We start from the raw sequence: 20,620 nt of genomic DNA on the forward strand, positions 1-20,620 counted from the left end.
CGTCGGCAGCCGCCCGCAGCACGGGCGCAAGCAGATCATGCGCTTCCACCGTTCGGAAGATGCCATTGACGCGGCCGAAGGGAGACCGTTTGACCTGCACGACGACGGCGCGTCTGGATTCCTGATCGAGGTCAGCGAAGTGGTTCAAGCCGGCCGTCCTTATCCTGAATCCAGCGCAGCAGTGCCGCCCTGTCGGGTTTACCTCCGGCGGAGAGCGGAATCGATTCGCAACGGAAGTATCGATGCGGCATCCGCTGCCGGGGAAGCCGCTGCGCCAGCCGGCCCCGCAGCAGACCGGCATCCACCTCCGCGGGTACATGCTGGAGGACCACTGCCACCGATTGGCCGCGGCGCGGGTCCGGGACTCCCAGGACAACGCTGTGCGGCAGGCCCGCCCCGGCCAGTGCCTGTTCCACCTCGGACGGGTAAACGTTGGTGCCGGAGGTGACAATCATGTCCGCCTGTCGGCCGGTGATGTGGAGGGCGCCGTCGTCGTCAATCCAGCCCTGGTCGCCCACCGTGACCCACCCGTCCTCCCGCCGGAATGCCGAGCCGTCGTCTCCGAAGGCGTAGCCCTCAGCGGCAGTATCCGTGTTCACCCATACCGTGCCATGTGTGCCGGTCCCCTCGGGTGCAATGCGGATCCGCACCCCGGGAAACGGTGCGCCAACCGCCTCCGTAGGCGTCCCGCCAAGCTCCCGTGCCGCGACAAAACTCAGTTCCGAAGCGCCATAGTACTCAAAGACCCGTGCGCCGGGGGCGGCTCTTCGGATGATGGCTTCGTCCGCGACGGCTAGCTTCGCTCCCCCGGAAACCACACACGCGAGATCAGCGAGCGGTTCACGGTTCGGCTCCAGCCCGAGCCTGAGTACGGAGGGCACCGCGACAAGGTGCTGGATACGTTCGCGCCGAAGCACCTCCCGTATCGCCGGTCCCAGCGCAAGCCGTGTCTCCGCCGGAATCGCGTGGAAGGACGCACCGGCGAAGATCGACTCAATCAGCGCGTACAGCGTGAGGCTCGCGGACAGGCGTCCCGGGGCAAAAACCCGCGCACCGGACGCCAACCCGAAGAAGGGGACGCTTCTCTCCAAGGACAGGCGCCATGATCCAACCGAGCGAAGAAACGCCTTGGGCGCTCCGGTGGTGCCGGACGTGAAACCGCAGTAAAATAACGATTCATCGGGTCCGTCGGACAGGCCGGCCGGCACGGGGCCAGCTTCCACCGACGTGATGAGCGAGTCCGGACGCAGCCGCTCCACCACGCGGCTCCTGACCTCCGGGGACCACTGCGGGTCCAATACGGCGGCACACCGTCCACGGCCCACCACCGCTGTCAGCGCAACAGCGAAGTGGAGCGGGTCGGCAGCGTCGATGGCCGTCATTGTGCCCTCGGCCGGCAGCGGGACGAGCGCTGCGCGGCGCGCCAGTTCCGCATACGTCAGTATCCGGCCATCAACGACGACGGCGGCGCGTCCGGGATCTTCCTCCGCCCAGCGCAGGAGACGGTTGATAAACGGCATGACCGGCACTGTCCTCTCTTCCGGCGGTACGTTCAATGTACTGTCCAGCCCGTGGTGGAACCCAGCCCTGTAAAGTTTCCCGCGGCGGCGTTACGCTGTTCTCCATGCAGTTGCCTGCACCGTTTGTGGAGCCAACGACGTGCAGCAGCACGCACTCGTCCACGAGGCCGCGGTCCGATTCCCAGTGGTCCGGGTGAACCCATCATGTCGTCGGGGGCCTGCGGATGTGCGCATCATCGAAGGCGACATCACCCGCCAGAAGGTGGATGCCGTCGTCAATGCCGCAAACTCCTCTCTGCTGGGAGGCGGTGGCGTGGACGGCGCCATTCATGCTGCCGCCGGGCCGGAACTGCTGGAAGCCTGCCGCGGAATGAGTGTGGACCGGTTTCCCGATGGGCTTCACGTGGGTGATGCCGTGGCGACCCCCGCATTTCGCTTACCGGCGAAGTGGATCGTGCACACAGTGGGCCCCAACCGGCATGCCGGCCAGACCGATCCCGCACTGTTGGCGTCGTGCTTTCGCCGCAGCCTTGAGGTTGCCGAACAAGTTGGCGCCCGGTCCATCGCGTTTCCCGCCGTCAGCGCCGGGATCTACGGCTGGGACCCTGAGACCGTGGCCCAGCTTGGGCTCCGGGAGGCGGCAGCGCACGACGGCGACATCCGGGAAATCACCTTTGTTCTGTTCTCAGCGCGGCTCGCGAAGGTCTTCCGCGGCGTGTTACGGGAACAGGCAGGGTAACGGCGGCGCAACCGGGCGCACCCGCAACAGGCTCCCGCATCACGTATACGTCAACGCACCAGATATTTCGGGCGCGCCAACCGTATTTGGAAGCGGTAGCCGGGTTGGGGCGCGGCAACCGGTTCCTGTCATACCAGGCGCAGGGCACTAAAAAGGACGGCACCCCAAAATGAGATGCCGTCCTTTGACGCAACACCGAACGACCCAGCACCGAACGACCCAGTGCTAGATGGCAGCAGTGCTAAATGTTGAAACCGAGCGCGCGCATCTGGTCACGGCCGTCGTCGGTGATTTTCTCGGGTCCCCACGGCGGCATCCATACCCAGTTCAGACGCCAATCGTCAACGACACCGTCCAGTGACAGTCCAACCTGCTCCTCGATGACATCCGTCAGCGGGCACGCAGCAGTGGTCAGGGTCATGTCGATCAGCAACGCGCCGTCATCGGCGTATTTCAGGCCGTACAGCAGGCCCAGGTCCACAATATTGACCCCGAGTTCCGGATCGATGACGTCCTTGAGCGCTTCCTCGACGTCATCCAGCGCAGTCTGGGCCGTATTGACTTCACTCATGATTGCTTACCTTCCGAAAGAAGTGTTCCACAGACAATTCTACGCTCCGGCGGTGGTCTGGTCCTGGACCGCGAACCTGTCGTAGCCCTCATCCTCAAGGCGGTCGGCCAACTCCGAGCCACCCTCTTCGGCAATGCGGCCGTCAATGAAGACGTGGACGAAGTCCGGCTTGATGTAGCGGAGGATCCGGGTGTAGTGGGTGATGAGCATAGTGCCCATATTCCCCTTGGAGTGCTCACGGTTGACGCCTTCGGCAACAACCTTCAGCGCGTCGACGTCCAAACCGGAATCGGTTTCATCGAGAATTGCGAACCGTGGCTTGAAGAGTTCCAGCTGGAGAATTTCCACCCGCTTCTTTTCGCCGCCGGAGAAACCTTCATTGACATTGCGCTGTGCGAAGTCGGCATCAATGCGCAGCTGGGTCATGGCTTCCTTGACGTCCTTGGTCCAGTGGCGCAGGCTCGGTGCCGTGCCGTCCAGAGCCGTCTTGGCGGTCCGCAGGAAGTTGGTCATGGTGACGCCGGGAACCTCCACCGGGTACTGCATGGCCAGGAAGAGTCCGGCGCGCGCCCGCCGGTCAACGCTCATGGCCAGCACGTCCTCGCCGTCGAGCGTGATCGAGCCGCTGTCCACCGTGTAGCGGGGATGCCCGGCAATGGTGGACGCCAGAGTGGACTTGCCTGAGCCGTTTGGCCCCATGATGGCGTGGGTCTCGCCGGTGTTGATGGTCAGGCTGACGCCTTTGAGGATCTGCTTGGTTCCCTGGTCCGTCTCGATACTGACGAAAAGATCCTTGATTTCAAGGGTGGACATCTGTTGTTCTCCTTCACATCCTGCGCGGAGCAGGGTCGTCTTCGATATTCGAAAGTCTTTGTGCTTTAGCCGAGATCGGGGACGGGCGCGCCGTTCGTGACGTTGGTAACGTCCACGTAGACCTCGTCGCCGTGGATCTCCAGTGCGAACACCGGAACCGGGTCGTAGGCCGGCAGTTGGATGGGCTGCCCGCTGCGCAGATCGAATTGGGAGCCGTGGCCCCAGCATTCGATTTTGCAGCCCTCCACATCGCCTTCGGCAAGGGAAATATCCGCGTGCGAGCAGGTGTCGCCGATGGCGTGGATGCCGCCATCAGAGTCCTTCACCACGGCCACCGGGTAGTCGTCAATCAGGATGCGCAGGGCCTGTTTTACCTCGATGTCGTTGACATTGCAGACCAGCTCGCCTCGTGGCGACTCTGACAGTGGTGCCTCAGCCATCAGAGGTTCCCCGCCGCAAGCTCGCGCTCCACTGCTTCGGTGAGGCGCTCTTCCAGCACCGGAACCTTGATCTGCTGGATGACCTCGTTGAGGAATCCGCGTACAACAAGCCGGCGGGCGGTTTTCTCGTCGATTCCGCGGGCCATGAGGTAGAAGAGGTGCTCGTCATCGAAGCGGCCGGTGGCGCTTGCATGGCCGGCCCCTTCGATCAGGCCGGTCTCGATTTCGAGGTTGGGCACTGAGTCTGACCGTGTGCCATCCGTGAGGAGCAGGTTGCGGTTGGTCTCGTAGGTGTCGGTACCCTCGGCTTCCTTGCGGATCAACACGTCACCAACCCATACGGTGTGTGCGTCCTGGCCCTGCAACGCGCCCTTGTAGGTCACGCGGGACTTGCAGTTTGGGACTGCGTGGTCCACCAACAGCCTCTGTTCAAGGTGCTGGCCGGCGTCCGCGAAGTACAGACCGTACATCTCCACCTCGGAGCCCGGGGCGGTAAAGCGCGAGGACGGCGTGAGCCTCACCAGGTCCCCGCCCAGGCTGACCACCACGTGCTTGAAGCGGGCGTCGCGCCCGATCCTGGCCTGCTGGGAGGAGGCATGGACGGCGTCGTCGTCCCATTCCTGGACGCTGACAACCGTCAGTTGGGCGCCGTCGTCGATGATCATTTCGACATTCTGCGCGAGAGTGGTTTTCCCCTGGTGGTCAAGGACAACGACCGCCTTGGAGAACTTCTCCGCGTGGATGATCAGGTGCTGCGCGGCCGGCGTTTCATCCGTGCCTGTGATGGCAATGGTGACCTCGCAGTCCGCTTCGGTTTCCGCGGGGATGGTGACAACGGTTGCCTCAGTGAATGCCTCCCACGCCGCCGCAGCGACGCGGTCCTCAGGAATCGAGGCGGTGCCCACGCGTGCATCCGTGCGGTCCACTGTCTCAACCCGAATGTTCGATGCACCGGAAACCCGCACCTCAGGTCCGGTTCCGGTCAGTGGTTGGTCATGCAGGCCACGCAGTCGCTTGAGCGGGGTGAAGCGCCAGTCCTCTTCGCGTCCCGTCAGCGGTGCGAAGTCGGCAAGTTTGTAGGACTTCAGCCGTTCGCCACGGGAAGCCTCAGGAATCACCGGGGCGTCGCCGTGACTGTGCTTCTTCAGTCCGTGCTGTTCGCTTCCCGCATTGAAGGGAGACAGGTTCTCGCCCTCTTCGGTAAAGCCGTCGATCGCGACCTTCTCCTGATCGGCTGGTGCGCCGATCCGGGCCTTTTCGCTGGTGTCTATCTGGGTGGTTTCAGCCATTATCAGCCCACTGCCCCTTCCATCTGGAGTTCGATCAGCCGGTTCAGTTCGAGCGCATATTCCATGGGGAGTTCCCGGGCAATGGGCTCGATGAACCCGCGCACGATCATGGCCATGGCTTCGTCCTCGGGCATTCCGCGGGACATCAGGTAAAACAACTGCTCCTCGCTGACCCGTGACACGGTGGCTTCGTGGCCCATGGTCACGTCATCCTCCCGGATGTCCACATAAGGGTAGGTGTCCGAGCGGGAGATGGTGTCGACCAGGAGCGCGTCACATCGAACGGTGTTTGCTGAGTGCGTTGCACCTTCACGGACCTGAACCAGACCGCGGTAAGCCGCCCGGCCCCCACCCCGTGCCACCGACTTGGAAATGATCGACGACTTGGTGTTGGGCGCGATGTGCACCATCTTGGAGCCCGTGTCCTGGTGCTGACCCTCGCCGGCAAACGCGATGGACAGGGTCTCGCCCTTGGCGTGCTCTCCGACCAGGTACACGGCCGGGTACTTCATGGTCACCTTCGAGCCGATGTTTCCGTCGATCCACTCCATGGTGGCGCCCTCATGGGCAATGGCGCGCTTGGTCACGAGGTTGTACACGTTGTTGGACCAGTTTTGGATGGTGGTGTAGCGAACGCGGGCGTTCTTCTTGACCACGATTTCGACGACGGCCGAGTGCAGGGAGTCCGACGTGTAGATCGGGGCAGTGCAGCCCTCGATGTAGTGCACGTAGGAGCCTTCGTCAGCGATGATCAGGGTCCGCTCAAACTGACCCATGTTCTCGGTGTTGATCCGGAAGTAGGCCTGCAGCGGGATCTCCACGTGCACACCCGGCGGAACGTAGACAAACGACCCGCCCGACCAGACAGCCGTGTTCAGGGATGCGAACTTGTTGTCACCCACCGGAATGATGGAGCCAAAGTATTCTTCGAAGAACTCGGGGTGCTCCTTCAGCGCGGTGTCCGTGTCCATGAAGATGACACCCTGGCGCTCAAGTTCCTCGTTGATCTGGTGGTAGACCACTTCCGACTCGTATTGGGCAGCCACGCCGGAGACCAGGCGGTTGCGCTCTGCCTCGGGGATACCCAGCTTCTCGTAGGTGTTCTTGATGTCATCGGGGAGGTCCTCCCAGCTGCCGGCCTGCTTCTCGGTGGACCGGACAAAATACTTGATGTTGTCGAAGTCGATGCCGGAGAGGTCGGCGCCCCAGGTAGGCATGGGCTTGCGGTCAAAGTACTTCAGGCCTTTGAGCCGCAGGTCGAGCATCCACTCGGGTTCGTTCTTCTTTGCGGAGATGTCCCTGACCACATCCTCGCTCAGGCCACGGCGCGCGTTGGCGCTGACGTCGTTCTTGTCCGACCAGCCGAACGCATAGTTGCCGATGCCCTCAAGCTCTGGATTCCGCTCCAGAATATCGCTGATCGTTGAGTCGGGAACGGCTGCGGGAGCCATTGCCTTCTGGTCTGTCTGATCCGTCATCTCGGCCTTCCTTGCTGATGGATGGATACGGTTTGGTTGCTGGCCGGGTGTGGTCCGGCTACATTCTCAGTCTCCACAACTGCTTTCCTTGTCCTGCCCACCGGAATATGGGTGGTGCATACATGGCCTCCGCCCGCCAGGGTGGAGAGCCGTCGCACGTCGACCCCCAGCAAACGGGAGAATACTTCGGTCTCCTGATCGCAAAAATCAGGGAATTCGGCCGCAAGTTCCTGAATGGGGCAATGGCCCTGACACAACTGCACAGCCAGCATCGCAGCCTGCGGAGCGTCGCGTCCCACAACAGTGGTGGATCCCACAAAACCGTCTGCGGTTAACGCCTCCGCCAGGGCGGTCGCCTTGTCTTCGGGCAGCGGCCCGGCCGAGTCAACGAGCGGACGGTAGCGCGCTTCCATATCCGCGAAGCGGGTGCGTGCAAACTGCTCGACGGCGTCAGGACCGGCGGTCCGCTTGAGTTGCGCGAGCGCTGCTTTGGCAATGTGCAGGTAGTCGTTCCCCAGTTTCGTCTGGCCCCGCTGACTGAGTACATAGCGGCGCGCCGGGCGGCCTGCTCCCGAATTTGGGTTGCTGATCAGCTTGACCTGGATCAAGCCATCCCGTGAGAGTGCGTCAAGGTGGCGGCGGACGGCGGCCGGAGTGAATCCGAGGCGATACCCCAGTTCCGCGGCACTGACGGGTCCGTGTTCCAGAACGGCCGCCAGGACCTTGTCCTTGGTGCGTTCCTCGGTGTCACTGTGAATGTCAGCGACGGGAATTTCGGTGGCTGACATTGATTTTTCTGCCCGGGGCACGGCGGGGTTTGACATCGCGGGCCCTCCTTCAGAATGCGGCATCAGGCTTTCGGTGAACTGCTAATACACAACAGAAGCATGTCCTAATCTATTCCATTTGCGGCGGCGCTTCCAGTAAGGCGAGGCTTCCCACGCCCGCGGTAGCCCAGCTACTACATGTCGTAGAATAATGCGGTGTCATCTTCCTCTGCCGCGCTCGAAATCAGCGGGCTCGTTAAGGACTTCGGTCCGGTCTCGTCACTCGACGGGAGGAAAATCCGCGTGCTGAACGGGGTGGATATTTCTGCCCGGAAAGGATCCGTTACGGCACTGCTGGGCGCTAACGGAGCAGGGAAAACCACCACGTTGGAGTGCGCGCAGGGTCTGCAGCGACCCGACGGCGGGGTCATCCGCCTCCTCGGTGAAGATCCCTGGCACGCGGGTGCCCACCTGCGCAGCCGCGTGGGTGTCATGCTCCAGGAAGGCGGGCTGCCGCCGTCGTCCCGCCCCCTTCCGCTCCTGCGGCATGTAGCGGGCATGTACGGCAATCCGCGCGATCTGGACGGTTTGGTCACACGGCTGGGTATCGACGCGTTCGCATCGACCGGTATACGACGGTTATCCGGAGGCCAGAAGCAGAGACTCGCGCTTGCCTGCGCCCTCGTAGGCAATCCCGAGGTGGTGTTCCTCGACGAACCAAGCGCAGGGCTGGACCCGCAGTCACGATCCATTGTCTTCGACCTGATCGGCGAACTACGGGAGGAAGGGCTGGCCATTATCCTGACCACCCACCTCCTCGATGACGCCCAGAAGCTGGCCGATTACGTCTACATCATGGAAGCCGGGCACACGGTCGCCCAGGGGACGGTTGCTGAATTAACCGCGCACGACGACGGCGGATTCCGCGAGATCCGCTTCGAGGCACCACAGCAGCTGGTGCTGCCCGAAACACTTTTTGGGCACCTCCTCGCCGTCGAACTGAAGCCGGGCAGGTATTCCATCTCCGGAAACCTCACGCCGAACGATCTGGCGGTGCTGGCGCGGTGGTGGGCTGACTGCGAAATCCTTCCGACCTCGATCACCATGACATCGCGGTCCCTGGAAGATGTCTTCCTTGATATTTCGGGAAGGAATGCACGGTGAGTGCAGCATCGCTCGGAACCCGGGTTCTTCGACAGGGTGGGTACGAGGCCGCCACCATGCTTCGTAATGGCGAGCAGCTGGTGCTTGCCATCGCCTTGCCTCTCTTGGTTCTCTTTGGACTCGTTGTTACGCCAGTCCTTGACGGGTTCGGCGGCAGCCGCATCGACGTAGCCGTGCCCGGCGTCGTGGCACTGTGCGCGATGTCCACGGCGTTTACCGGCCAGGGCATCTCCACCGGCTTCGACCGCCGGTACGGCGTACTCCGTTTTCTATCCACAACACCGCTTGGCCGGGCGGGGCTGATCTTCGGCAAAGTCCTTGGAGTTGGACTCGTGCTGGCTGTGCAGTTGGCCGTTATCGGGACCGCTGCTTTGGTGCTGGGTTGGCGCCCCGACCCGAGCGGACTACTGCCGGCACTGGTGTTGCTGATACCTGGTGCGGCAGCGTTTACCGCGCTGGGACTGCTCGTGGCCGGCACCCTGCGGCCGGAAGCCACGCTTGCCGTCACCAACCTCCTATGGATTCTCCTGGCGGTGGGTGGGGGCGTTGTCCTGCCCGCGGACATCCTGCCAGCCGCAGTTCAGCCGTTTATCAAAGTTCTCCCCTCGGCCGCCCTGGGGGAAGGACTCCGGGACGCCCTGGTTCAGGGATCAATCAATCTACCCGCCCTCCTACTTCTCACGGCGTGGGCGGCGGTTGCCAGTCTTGCCGCCATCCGCTGGTTCAAATGGAGCTGAAGCACATGACACAATCCGGCCCCGCACAACTCGTCGACAGGCTTCCGCGCAGCACCACACCCGTTGTGCGGAGGCTTGCGGTTGCGTCACTGGCCTCGCAGATCCTGATCGTGGTCACCGGTGGTGCGGTCCGGCTGACGGCATCGGGATTGGGCTGCCCGGAATGGCCCAACTGCACCGCGGGTTCGATCATCAACACCCCTGAGATGGGAATCCATGGGGTCATCGAGTTCGGCAACCGCCTGCTGACCTTTGTGCTGACGGCCATTGCCGTGGCGATGCTCGTGTCCCTGTGGAACCTCCGCAGGGAGCGCCGGGACCTCTTTCGGCTGGCCGTCGCGCTGCTCGCGGGAATCCCCACCCAGGCAGTCTGGGGCGGGATCACAGTCCTGAGCAATCTCAACCCCTGGGTTGTGGGAGGGCACTTCATCGTGTCTATGGTGCTGGTGGTCCTCGCAACGATTCTCGTCAACCGCGCGTGGCTCTCCTCGGAACAAGCTTCGGTCCGCCAGCCACCGGCGGCGCCCCGGCTGCTCCGACAACTCCTCTCCGTGACGGCAGTGCTGGTCACCGTGACAGTGTTCCTTGGTGTCATCGTCACCGGCTCCGGTCCACACGCAGGTGATGCCGGAGCATCCCGGAACAACCTCGACCCGGACCTCATGACCCGTATCCACGCTGCGCCGGTATACCTGCTGGTCATCACCCTTGCGGTGGCTCTCTTCGTGGCCTACCGCTCCGGCGTGGCACCGCGGGTGCGCCGGGCGCTCGTGTTGCTTGCCGCCGTCGTGCTGGCGCAGGGAGCCGTGGGCTACCTGCAGCACTTCCTCCACCTGCCCATCGCTCTCGTGGCGCTCCACATGCTGGGGGCGTCACTGCTCACCGCAGCAACGGCGCACGCCGTCTACGTGGGGCGCACAAGGCAGCCTGTGTCCACCGCGGAATGAATGGGCCCGACTGCGTACAGCTGTGCCTTCCACGGGAAGAATGGCCTCGGAGGTTTGCGGCTGCCAAAACTGACCTGAAGCATTGTCTTCCTGCCGCTGTTATCGAGCATATCGGCAGCACTTCAGTTCCCGGCCTGCCGTCGAAGAATATCGTGGACGTGCTGATAGGCGTAGCGGTCGGAGACTTTGACACGGCGCTGCGAACTCTGGCCCAAAGCTACGTCTTGGAGGGTAGCCGCGCCCACCATGCCTGGCTCTGCGCCCCATCCGTGTCGAACCGCCGATTGATCCTACATTTGGTTGTTGCGGGTGGCGAAGAATGGCGGAAACGCGTTGCGTTCCGGGATGTGCTCCGCTCACGGCCGGAAGTGACCAGTAAGTACCTCGAACTGAAAAAGACCCTTGAGGCACAGGGCTTAAACATCGGCGAATATACAGCCGCAAAGGTGAGCTTTGTGGAAAGCGTGGTCGCGTCCCGTTGACCCGGGCCTGCGCCCACCACCTACCGCGCAGCCTGCTCCAGCTCCTCAAGCACATCAACCAACCGCGCCAGTTCGCGCTGCTCACTCCCGGGTACGGGAAGCACAGGACGCCGCGGGTCTCCGGCATCTATCCCACAGGCCTTCGCCAGGGAGTGCAGCCCACTCAATTTCCGGAGCCGCATCACTGCCTGCACCACGGGAAGGAGCCGCCTGCGGGCCTCATCGACACGGACCGAATCTCCGGAAACCACTGCACCGCGGTACGCCACATAGGCCGACGGAAGCAATGCCGCGGCCCCTGTGTGCCAGGCGTCGGCGGAGATCTCTCCCGTTGCAATCAACAGGTCGCCGCTCAGACCGTGGCTGAACGGCTGACTGGTCAAATCCTGCAGCCTGTTGAAGCGGGCGTTGAAGGACTCCACATCCTCCGCGGTGTCCTTGAAGGCCTGCACATTCGAGAGCTCAAGCAGCTCGGCAACCAACTCGAGGCCGTAGGAAAACTGGGTGGTCCCCGGATTGTTGTAGAGGCAGATTGGAAGTGAAGTGACGTCACACACTGCGGCGGTCTGGGCCGCAACTTCATCATCGTTCAGCGGCACATAGGAAACCGGAGAGAGGACCACGCCGTCCGCGCCGGCGTCCTCCGCGCCCCGCGCGGCTGTCAGCACTTCACGAGTCCCCACCGAGCTGATGCCCACGATCACAGGAGTGCCGGTCCCGGCGGCCGATTCAACAGCAGTGCTGACCACGCTGGATCGTTCTTGAGGACTGAGGTAGGCGAAACTGCCCGAGGATCCAAGCACAGTGATCGCATCCACACCCGATCGCGCAAGTCCCGAGATGAGGGCGCCGAGTTCGGGAAAGTTGATATCACCACTCTCGAGGAAGGGCGTGACCGGATATGCGATAAGACCGTTGAACACCATGGGTCCATGCTAGCTCCAGGTGGCCGGCGCCAGTCGCCGAACCCGGGTAGCCCGCGTTAAAAAAGCGTGCCGCCCACAAACGGATCGATAGCCAGCGCAATGAACAGTACCGTGAGATAACTGATGGAACCGTGGAAGACCTTCATGGCTCCCTTGCCGGTAACAGTTCCCCGGCGGGCGCTCGAGTGCAGTTTGTGCGCCTCGGCGATGAACCACGCCCCGCTCACTGCGCCGGCAATGGCGTAGAGCCACCCCGCACCACCGACCGGCACGAGGAGCAGTGAGCAGATCACTGTGGCCCATGCATAGAGAACCACCTGCACAGAAACCACGTTAGCGCCCTGAACGGCACCGAGCATCGGCACCTTGGCTGCGTTGTAGTCATCGCTGTACTTCATGGACAACGGCCAGTAATGCGGTGGGGTCCAGAGGAAGATCACCAGAAACAGCACCACGGCGGGCCATTCAATGGTGTTGGTCACTGCGGCCCACGCGATCAGCACGGGCATGCATCCCGCCGCTCCGCCCCAGACTATATTCTGCGCCGTGCGGCGCTTCAGGATGAGGGTGTACACCACCACATACAGGAAGATGGCCGCCGCACCCAACGCAGCGGCGAGGGGATTTGCTCCGAACCAGAGAATGGCGATGGCCGCGACTCCCAGCAGCCAGGAGAAAACGAGAGCCTCCCTCGGTGAAACCTCGCCGGTTACCAACGGACGGTTTTCCGTTCGGTGCATGACCTTGTCGATGTCACGGTCGATGTAACAGTTGAAGGCGCCAGCGCTGCCTGCGGCAAACGCCCCGCCAACGAGGGTGGCCAGTACCAGGCCGATGGGCGGAAAGCCGCCCTGGGCAAAAATCATGGTAGGCAGGGTTGTGACCAGCAGGAGCTCGATGACGCGGGGTTTAGTCAACGCCACGTACGCCCTGAGTTTACGTCCGGCGCCGCTCTTGACCGGTTGTACGCCGGGCACGGCCATGGCCTGCTCGATTCTCACTTGGGTGGCACTTCCGCTTCTGGGTGGGGTCAAAGTCCATCACCATCATACCCGCCCCGCCTGACGTTTTTACAGCGTGTAGAAGTATCGGCTCTGAATCAATGCCGCATACGAGCGGCGCGGCATCATTGCTTAATGTGACCAGTCACAAAGGTGCGGGCACCCACGAACAGGGACCCATAGCGCTAAGGTTGGAAGTATCGCCTGGATCACAAACGGGTTAAGTCCATGGGACTTGGCCTCCTCTGGGTGCACATATTCGCAGTATGCAGAATTTCAACGGTGAACGGCCGGCTGGCCTCAGGGCGCATTGCCGCCCGCTGCGCAGCCCCACTCGGCGCCGCGGCGCTGGCCGTGACGTACAGAGAGGGGCCCGGAAACGTGCCACAGCTGGAAAAGCAGGAACTGGACTGGACAGAACTGGATAACCGGGCGGTGGACGCGATCCGCGTTCTCGCAGCGGACGCAGTGGAGAAGGTGGGCAACGGGCACCCGGGGACGGCGATGAGTCTTGCGCCGGCCGCCTATTTGCTCTTCCAGAAGATGATCCGCCACGACCCGTCAGATCCTCAGTGGACCGGCCGGGACCGTTTTGTCCTCTCGCCCGGGCACACATCGCTGACTCTGTATATCCAACTGTTCCTTTCGGGTTACGGCCTCCAGTTGGAAGACCTGCAGGCGCTGCGTACCTGGGGTTCGCAGACACCCGGCCACCCGGAGTACCGCCACACTGCCGGCGTCGAAATCACCACCGGTCCCCTGGGGCAGGGACTGGCATCCTCGGTGGGATTCGCGTACGCACAGCGCCGCATGCGCGGAATGCTGGACGCGGGAGCGGCACAGGGCGAGAGCCCGTTCGACCACACCATCTGGGTCATTGCCTCCGACGGAGATCTTCAGGAAGGCGTCAGCTCCGAGGCGTCCTCGCTTGCCGGCCACCAGGAGCTGGGAAATCTGGTGGTGCTCTATGACGAGAACCATATTTCCATCGAGGACGACACGGACATTGCGTTTACGGAAAACGTGCTCGGCCGCTATGAGGCCTACGGCTGGCACGTTCAGCGTGTCGACTGGACCAAGACCGGGGAATACGTTGAAGACGTGGAAGAGCTCCACCGTGCCCTGAGCGCTGCCAAGGCGGAAACCTCCAAGCCATCGATCGTCTCCCTGCGGACCATCATCGGATGGCCCGCACCCACCAAGCAGAACACCGGCAAAATCCACGGATCGGCACTGGGCAAGGATGAGGTTGCTGCCCTCAAATCCGTCCTCGGATTTGATCCGGACAAGAGCTTCGACCTTGATCCGGAGGTTCTTGCCCACGCCCGCAAGGTAGGCGACCGCGGTCGTGAGCTCCGTCGCGACTGGGAGGAATCGTTCAGTTCGTGGGAGAGCGCGAACCCCGACGGCGCCGCCCTGCTTGAGCGCATTGCGTCGAGGGAACTGCCGGACGGCTGGGAGGCAAGCCTTCCCGCCTTCGAAGCAGGGAAGGACGTGTCAACCCGTGCGGCATCCGGCAAAGTACTCGGTGCGATCGGCCCCGTGCTTCCCGAACTGTGGGGTGGCTCGGCGGATCTTGCGGAATCCAACAACACCACGATCGAAGGCTCCCCCTCGTTTGTGCCGGAGAGCAAGCAGACCGATGCCTGGTCCGGCAATCCCTATGGACGCGTTCTTCACTTCGGCATCCGCGAACACGCCGCAGCCGCAATCGTCAACGGCATTGTCATGCACAGCAGCACCCGTGCTTTTTCGGGAACCTTCCTGATCTTCAGCGACTACCAGCGGCCCGCCATCCGGCTTGGCGCGCTCATGGGCGTTCCGGCGATCTACGTGTGGACCCATGACTCGATCGGGCTCGGCGAAGACGGCCCCACCCATCAGCCGGTCGAGCAACTCGCTTCGCTTCGGGCCATCCCCGGTCTCGACGTGGTCCGTCCCGGCGATGCCAATGAAGTCGCCGTTGCATGGCGGACCATCCTGGAGAACACCTCCAACCCGGCCGGTATTGTGCTGACCCGCCAGAACATCCCCACCTACGAGCGTGGGCCGGGTGCGGCATCCGATGACGAGTTTGGATCGGCAGAGGGAGTGGCCAGGGGCGCGTACGTGCTGGCTGAAGCCGCCGGCGGTTCACCTGACGTCATCCTGATCGCCACCGGCTCTGAGGTGCAGTTGGCCGTGGAAGCGCGTGCATCGCTCAAGCAGGAAGGCATCGCGGCCCGCGTCGTCTCCCTCCCCTGCCTCGAATGGTTCAACAACCAGGACGAGGCCTACCGCGAATCAGTGCTCCCGTCGTCTATCCGCGCACGCGTCTCCGTCGAAGCCGGCATCGCGCAGGGCTGGCGGGAACTGGTGGGCGACGCCGGGCGCTCCGTCTCCCTGGAACACTTCGGTGCATCGGCCGACTACAAAACCCTGTTCAAGAAGTTTGGAATCACCACAGAGGCCGTGGTGCAGGCTGCCCGCGATTCGCTGGCCGCTGCACGTACCCAGGCCGCACCGGATGGAACTCCGGCTGCCGCCGGCGTGTCGTCGTCGTCCACCGGCGACCAGCAGTAAGCACCTCGTAGAGAACAACCAGATCCCTTCCATCCCATCAGCATCCAATCGGCTCCAAGGAGAACCATTATGACTCCCACCCCAACAGCCGCCCTGTCCGGCGCCGGCGTATCCATCTGGCTCGACGACCTTTCCCGCGAAAGAATCACCACCGGAACGCTGAAGGCTCTGATCAGCGACCGCAATGTGGTTGGCGTCACCACCAACCCCAGCATTTTCGCGGCAGCGCTCAAAAACGGTGAATCATACTCTGCACAGGTCAACCAGCTTGCCGGATCCGGCGTGGACATCGACACAGCTGTATTTGAGATCACCACGGATGACGTTGCGCAGGCCTGTGATGTCTTTGCACCTATCGCGGAGGAGACCGGCGGCGTCGACGGGCGGGTGTCCATTGAAGTTGACCCCCGTCTGGCCCGCGACACCGAGGGCACCATCGCCGAGGCCATCAAGCTCTCCGGCAAGGTGCAGCGCAGCAACGTGCACATCAAGATCCCGGCAACTGTCGAAGGACTGGAAGCGATCGCCGCCACCCTCGCAGAAGGCATCAGCGTAAATGTCACTCTGATCTTCTCGCTGGAACGCTACCGGGCGGTCATCAACGCGTTCATGTTGGGCATCGAACGGGCCAAGGAAAACGGTCATGACCTGGCCACCATCCATTCCGTGGCGTCCTTCTTCGTTTCAAGGGTGGACGCCGAAGTCGACAAGCGGCTCGACGCCATCGGGACCGACGAGGCGACAGCTCTGAAAGGCAAAGCCGGCCTGGCCAATGCGCGGCTTGCCTACCAGGTCTACGAGGAGACTTTCAGCTCCGAGCGCTGGCAGGTCCTCGCCGGTGCCGGAGCGCGCCCCCAGCGTCCTCTCTGGGCCTCCACAGGTGTCAAGGATCCCGCCTACTCCGACACGATGTACGTGACCGGCCTGGTGGCTGATGGCGTGGTGAACACGATGCCGGAAAAGACACTCGAAGCAACCGCCGACCACGGCGAGATCACCGGTGACACGGTCACCAGCAGCTACGAAGAGTCAAACCAGCTCCTGAACAACCTGGAAGCCATCGGCATCTCCTACAAGGAGGTTGTCGACCAGCTTGAGGAAGAGGGGCTGGACAAGTTCGTGGTCAGCTGGAATGAGCTTCTGGACACAGTCCGCACGGCTCTCGACTCCGCGAAAGGCTAGGCCGGCTATGGGTTCCATGACAATCGAAGCATCCGGCCCCGCCCTGGCGGCTATTGACCGGCTTACCGGGCAACTGGTGGCGGACAAGACCGCCTCCCGGTTGATGGCCAAGGACCACACGCTGTGGGGCACCGGTGCGGAGGAAGAGGCTGCAGTCCGGCTGGGCTGGGTGGATTTGTTCGATGCATCCCGCGCACTCATACCCCGGATTCTGCACCTGCGTGCCGAGCTTGAGGCGGAAGGCGTCAGCCGGATCGTCCTGTGCGGCATGGGAGGGTCCTCACTGGCGCCCGAGGTCATCACCCGAACGGCCGGCGTGGAGCTGACAGTACTCGACTCCACCGACCCGGACCAGGTGCGGGCAGCAATGGCGGACCGGATTGAGGCAACCGCCGTCGTGGTGTCCTCCAAGTCCGGGTCCACTGTTGAAACCGACTCACAGCGCCGCGTCTTTGAGCAGGCTTTTACCGACGCCGGACTGGACGCACGCAGCAGGATCATCATTGTCACCGACCCGGATTCGCCACTCGATGAATCGGCCCGTGCTTCGGGCTACCGTGCCGTCTTCAACGCTGATCCAACGGTGGGTGGCAGGTATTCCGCACTGACCGCTTTTGGTCTTGTGCCTTCTGGGCTGGCCGGTGCCGATATCGAGGCCCTCCTGAATGATGCCGAGGAGATTGCCGAGTTCCTTTCCGACGACGACCCTGCCAACGTGGGGCTTCGGCTCGGTGCAGTGCTGGGCGGAACCGATCCGTTGCGGGACAAGATTGTCTTCGTGGATGCAGGTTCAGGCATTCTGGGACTTGCGGACTGGGCAGAGCAACTGATCGCCGAGTCCACCGGCAAGCAGAACACCGGCGTCCTGCCCGTCGTCGCCGAGCAGGGCGCGCCCGAGCTGACCTCCGGTGCGGCAGATGTCCTCGTGGTAAAGCTGGTGTCGGCGGATGCCGAAGCAGCGCAGGACGATGCCGCAGTATCTGTCAGCGGGAGCCTGGGCAGCCAGTTGCTCGTGTGGGAGTTCGCCACCGCCGTTGCGGGCCGTCTGCTGGGCATCAACCCCTTTGACCAGCCGGACGTTGAAGCGGCAAAGAATGCCGCACGCGGTCTTCTTGACGCTCAGCCGGAAAGAGAACCCGCTGCGTTTGTGGACGGCGCCATAGAGGTGCGCGGTTCGGCTGCGCTGCTCGGAACCGCCTCCACTGTGGGTGACGCGATGGAGAATCTGTTCGGTTCGTTGGGCTCCGTCGGATACCTTTCGGTTCACGCCTACCTTGACCGGATTGCGCAATCCCCCCTGGCGGATGTCCGTCCGTCACTTGCCGGTATTACCGGCCGGCCGGTCACCTTCGGCTGGGGGCCAAGGTTCCTCCACTCGACCGGACAGTTCCACAAGGGCGGCCCCGCGGTGGGTGTCTATCTGCAGATCACAGGCACGCCTGCCGAGGATCTGGCCATCCCGGACCGGCCGTTCACTTTTGGGGAACTTATCACCGCTCAGGCAGCCGGCGACGCCCAGGTGCTGGAAAGCCATGGCAGGCCCGTCCTGAGGCTGCACCTGACCGACCGGTCCGCGGGGCTCGCGCAACTGCGGGCAGTTATCGACCACCTGGTCCCGGCCGCTGAAGACGGAAACGGGTAATGCCGGATAAGCACGCCAGGAAATCCAACCCGCTACGCGACCCGCGCGACCGCCGGCTCAACCGGATCGCCGGGCCGTCATCGTTGATTCTGTTCGGTGTCACGGGTGACCTGGCCCGCAAGAAACTGATGCCTGCCGTTTACGATCTCGCGAACCGGGGGCTGCTGCCGCCAAGCTTTGCCCTGGTTGGGTTCGGCCGCCGAGACTGGACTAACGAACAGTTCGCGGAAGAGGTCAAGTCCTCCGTTAGGGAATATGCACGGACGCCTTTCGATGACACTGTCTGGGAGCAGCTGTCAGCGGGAATCCGGTTTGTGCAGGGCAACTTCGATGAGGATGAGGCATTCGAAAGCCTGCAGGAAACCATCAAGGAGCTGGACAACAACCGCGGCACCAGGGGAAACCACGCGTTCTACCTTTCGATTCCGCCGAAGGCGTTCGAACTTGTCTGCCAGAAACTTTCCGAGCATGGCCTTGCCCAGCCGGAGAACGGTGAATGGCGCCGCGTAGTGATAGAGAAGCCCTTCGGTCACAACCTGCAGTCCGCCCGGGAGCTCAACAATATTGTCGAGCAGGTTTTCCCCGCCGATGCAGTGTTTCGGATTGACCATTACCTGGGCAAGGAAACCGTGCAGAACATCCTTGCCCTGCGGTTTGCAAACCAGCTCTTTGAGCCGCTGTGGAACGCCAACTATGTAGACCACGTCCAAATCACCATGGCTGAGGACATTGGAATCGGCGGACGCGCGGGATATTACGATGGCGTGGGCGCTGCCCGTGACGTGATCCAGAACCATCTGCTGCAGCTCTTGGCACTCACAGCCATGGAGGAACCCATTTCCTTCAATGCGGAGGATCTGCGCGCCGAAAAGGAGAAGGTCCTTGCGGCTGTCAAGCTCCCGGACGATCTCTCCACCCATTCGGCGCGGGGCCAGTACGACGGCGGGTGGCAGGGCGGCGAATTGGTCAATGGTTTCCTGGATGAAGAGGGCATCCCGCAGAATTCCACCACCGAAACCTACGCTGCCGTGCGTCTGGATATCAATACCCGCCGCTGGAGCGGCGTACCGTTCTACCTGCGTGCGGGCAAACGTCTTGGCCGCAGGGTGACGGAAATCGCGGTGGTGTTCAAGCGGGCGCCCAACCTCCTCTTCCGGGACCATGGCGAAGATGATTTCGGGCAGAACGCCGTCGTCATCCGGGTTCAGCCGGATGAGGGTGCGACTATCCGGTTTGGTTCCAAGGTGCCCGGGACCCAGATGGAGGTCCGCGACGTCACCATGGACTTTGGGTACGGCCACTCCTTCACGGAGTCCAGCCCGGAAGCCTACGAGCGGCTGATTCTCGACGTTCTTCTGGGCGAACCTCCGCTGTTCCCACGCCATCAGGAAGTTGAGCTGTCCTGGAAGATCCTGGATCCTTTCGAGGAGTACTGGGCTGGCCTGGATGCCACACCCGAGAAGTACACTCCCGGCAGTTGGGGGCCCTCTTCGGCGGACGAACTTCTTGAACGCGATGGAAGAACCTGGAGGCGGCCATGATCGTAGATCTTCCTAACACCATCACGTCCAAGGTTTCCAAGGAAATCATGACCCTGCGTGACAAGGGCGGAGTGGTGGCCCTCAGCCGGGTCCTGACCCTGGTGGTCATCACACGGTCGGGTTACGAGGAGGAGGCGATTCTCGCGGCGAATGAAGCGAGCAGGGAGCATCCGTGCCGGATTATTGTGCTTGCCGAGGGCTCGGAAGAAGATGACACACGTCTCGACGCGCAGATCCGGGTTGGCGGCGACGCCGGCGCTTCCGAGGTAATCGTCCTCAAGGGGTACGGTCAGCTTGCCGGGGAAAGTGAATCCCTTGTCTCTGCGTTGCTGCTTCCGGATGCTCCGATTGTGGCCTGGTGGCCCCATGGAGTTCCCGAGGCTGCGGCCAGGACCTCGATCGGCAGTATCGCACACCGTCGGATCACCGACTCCGCCAATGAGTCCGACCCCACCGCGGCCTTATTCAATATCCGCCGTACGTACGTTGCAGGGGACACCGACCTCGCCTGGACCAGGCTGACTAATTGGCGGATTCAGCTGGCCGCCGTCGTGGACCAGATCGACTCCTCCCCCATCACCGCAGTGACAGTGGAAGGAGCCGTGGACTCGCCCAGCACCGTGTTGCTGGCGGCATGGCTGACATTGGCATTGGATGCTCCGGTGACCATTGCCGCGGGTCCCGCGGGGACCGGGCTGCGCCGGGTACGCCTCGCACGCAAGTCCGGCGACATTGAGCTCAACCGCCCGCACCGGTCTGTTGCAGAGCTATATCAGCCCGATCAACCGGTTCAGCGGATTTCCCTGCCCCGACGCAGCC

At 62.8% G+C, this 20,620-nt stretch carries 19 protein-coding genes; 10 read left to right on the forward strand and 9 right to left on the reverse strand.

From position 1 onward, the window contains the following. Window positions 1–131: 131 nt before the first annotated feature. On the reverse strand, window positions 132–1,520 hold the full coding sequence (locus tag Y708_RS0102885) for an AMP-binding protein (RefSeq protein WP_028278759.1): 1,389 nt from the start codon (window positions 1,518–1,520) through the stop codon (window positions 132–134). A gap of 226 nt (window positions 1,521–1,746) precedes the next feature. Between Y708_RS0102885 and Y708_RS22465 the strand changes: the two genes are divergently transcribed. Then, window positions 1,747–2,259, forward strand: a complete 513-nt coding sequence (locus Y708_RS22465) for an O-acetyl-ADP-ribose deacetylase (protein WP_035775028.1) — start codon at window positions 1,747–1,749, stop codon at window positions 2,257–2,259. Between the two features lie 241 nt (window positions 2,260–2,500). Here Y708_RS22465 and Y708_RS0102895 read toward each other — a convergent pair whose 3' ends face one another. The 6 genes from Y708_RS0102895 to Y708_RS22470 all read right to left on the reverse strand — a co-directional run bounded on the left by Y708_RS0102895 (window position 2,501) and on the right by Y708_RS22470 (window position 7,638). Next, window positions 2,501–2,830, reverse strand: a complete 330-nt coding sequence (locus Y708_RS0102895) for a metal-sulfur cluster assembly factor (RefSeq protein WP_028278760.1) — start codon at window positions 2,828–2,830, stop codon at window positions 2,501–2,503. A gap of 39 nt (window positions 2,831–2,869) precedes the next feature. After that, complete coding sequence (gene sufC, locus Y708_RS0102900) at window positions 2,870–3,643, reverse strand: Fe-S cluster assembly ATPase SufC (protein WP_028278761.1); 774 nt, start codon at window positions 3,641–3,643, stop codon at window positions 2,870–2,872. Window positions 3,644–3,708: 65 nt separating this feature from the next. Further along, window positions 3,709–4,068 (reverse strand): non-heme iron oxygenase ferredoxin subunit, encoded by a 360-nt coding sequence (locus tag Y708_RS0102905; RefSeq protein WP_028278762.1) that lies wholly within the window; start codon window positions 4,066–4,068, stop codon window positions 3,709–3,711. 14 nt (window positions 4,069–4,082) lie between these two features. Further along, on the reverse strand, window positions 4,083–5,372 hold the full coding sequence (gene sufD, locus Y708_RS0102910) for a Fe-S cluster assembly protein SufD (RefSeq protein WP_028278763.1): 1,290 nt from the start codon (window positions 5,370–5,372) through the stop codon (window positions 4,083–4,085). A gap of 2 nt (window positions 5,373–5,374) precedes the next feature. Beyond that, a complete protein-coding gene (sufB, locus tag Y708_RS0102915) occupies window positions 5,375–6,850 on the reverse strand; it encodes a Fe-S cluster assembly protein SufB (protein WP_028278764.1) in 1,476 nt (491 codons plus the stop codon). Then, a complete protein-coding gene (locus tag Y708_RS22470; protein WP_035775107.1) occupies window positions 6,847–7,638 on the reverse strand; it encodes a helix-turn-helix transcriptional regulator in 792 nt (263 codons plus the stop codon). Before Y708_RS22470 ends, sufB begins: the two co-directional genes overlap by 4 nt. 195 nt (window positions 7,639–7,833) lie before the next feature. Here Y708_RS22470 and Y708_RS0102925 point away from each other — a divergent pair, with 195 nt between their 5' ends. From Y708_RS0102925 to Y708_RS0102940, 4 genes are read left to right on the forward strand one after another with little or no spacing between them, the layout of a single operon-like run. Then, window positions 7,834–8,781, forward strand: a complete 948-nt coding sequence (locus tag Y708_RS0102925; protein WP_028278765.1) for an ABC transporter ATP-binding protein — start codon at window positions 7,834–7,836, stop codon at window positions 8,779–8,781. Between the two features lie 56 nt (window positions 8,782–8,837). Continuing rightward, window positions 8,838–9,518, forward strand: coding sequence for an ABC transporter permease (locus tag Y708_RS0102930; protein WP_081746446.1), 681 nt, complete (start codon window positions 8,838–8,840; stop codon window positions 9,516–9,518). Window positions 9,519–9,523: 5 nt separating this feature from the next. Continuing rightward, window positions 9,524–10,465 carry a COX15/CtaA family protein gene (locus Y708_RS0102935; RefSeq protein WP_028278767.1) on the forward strand — a complete coding sequence of 314 codons (942 nt, stop codon included), beginning with the start codon at window positions 9,524–9,526 and terminating at the stop codon, window positions 10,463–10,465. Continuing rightward, the gene (locus Y708_RS0102940) at window positions 10,462–10,947 is read left to right on the forward strand and encodes a GrpB family protein (RefSeq protein ID WP_051478499.1); all 486 of its coding nucleotides are present in this window, start codon (window positions 10,462–10,464) and stop codon (window positions 10,945–10,947) included. The genes Y708_RS0102935 and Y708_RS0102940 overlap by 4 nt, the downstream gene beginning before the upstream one ends. Window positions 10,948–10,967: 20 nt before the next feature. Here Y708_RS0102940 and Y708_RS0102945 read toward each other — a convergent pair whose 3' ends face one another. Together Y708_RS0102945 and Y708_RS0102950 are read right to left on the reverse strand one after the other, a co-directional pair. After that, window positions 10,968–11,873, reverse strand: coding sequence for a dihydrodipicolinate synthase family protein (locus Y708_RS0102945; RefSeq protein ID WP_028278769.1), 906 nt, complete (start codon window positions 11,871–11,873; stop codon window positions 10,968–10,970). Window positions 11,874–11,929: 56 nt separating this feature from the next. Then, window positions 11,930–12,856, reverse strand: coding sequence for a heme o synthase (locus Y708_RS0102950; RefSeq protein WP_028278770.1), 927 nt, complete (start codon window positions 12,854–12,856; stop codon window positions 11,930–11,932). Window positions 12,857–13,264: 408 nt separating this feature from the next. Here Y708_RS0102950 and tkt point away from each other — a divergent pair, with 408 nt between their 5' ends. The 5 genes from tkt to Y708_RS22480 all read left to right on the forward strand — a co-directional run. Next, window positions 13,265–15,436, forward strand: coding sequence for a transketolase (gene tkt / locus Y708_RS22475; protein WP_081746447.1), 2,172 nt, complete (start codon window positions 13,265–13,267; stop codon window positions 15,434–15,436). A 69-nt stretch (window positions 15,437–15,505) separates the two neighbouring features. After that, window positions 15,506–16,618 carry a transaldolase gene (gene tal, locus Y708_RS0102960; protein ID WP_028278771.1) on the forward strand — a complete coding sequence of 371 codons (1,113 nt, stop codon included), beginning with the start codon at window positions 15,506–15,508 and terminating at the stop codon, window positions 16,616–16,618. 7 nt (window positions 16,619–16,625) lie between these two features. After that, a complete protein-coding gene (locus tag Y708_RS0102965) occupies window positions 16,626–18,260 on the forward strand; it encodes a glucose-6-phosphate isomerase (protein ID WP_028278772.1) in 1,635 nt (544 codons plus the stop codon). Then, window positions 18,260–19,801 carry a glucose-6-phosphate dehydrogenase gene (gene zwf, locus Y708_RS0102970; RefSeq protein ID WP_028278773.1) on the forward strand — a complete coding sequence of 514 codons (1,542 nt, stop codon included), beginning with the start codon at window positions 18,260–18,262 and terminating at the stop codon, window positions 19,799–19,801. The genes Y708_RS0102965 and zwf overlap by 1 nt, the downstream gene beginning before the upstream one ends. After that, window positions 19,798–20,620 (forward strand): glucose-6-phosphate dehydrogenase assembly protein OpcA (locus Y708_RS22480; RefSeq protein WP_035775029.1); only part of this gene is annotated, 823 nt, incomplete at its 3' end. The genes zwf and Y708_RS22480, both read left to right, overlap by 4 nt.

This window comes from Arthrobacter sp. H5 (genome assembly GCF_000520595.1).
Classification (GTDB): Bacteria; Actinomycetota; Actinomycetes; order Actinomycetales; family Micrococcaceae; genus Arthrobacter_D.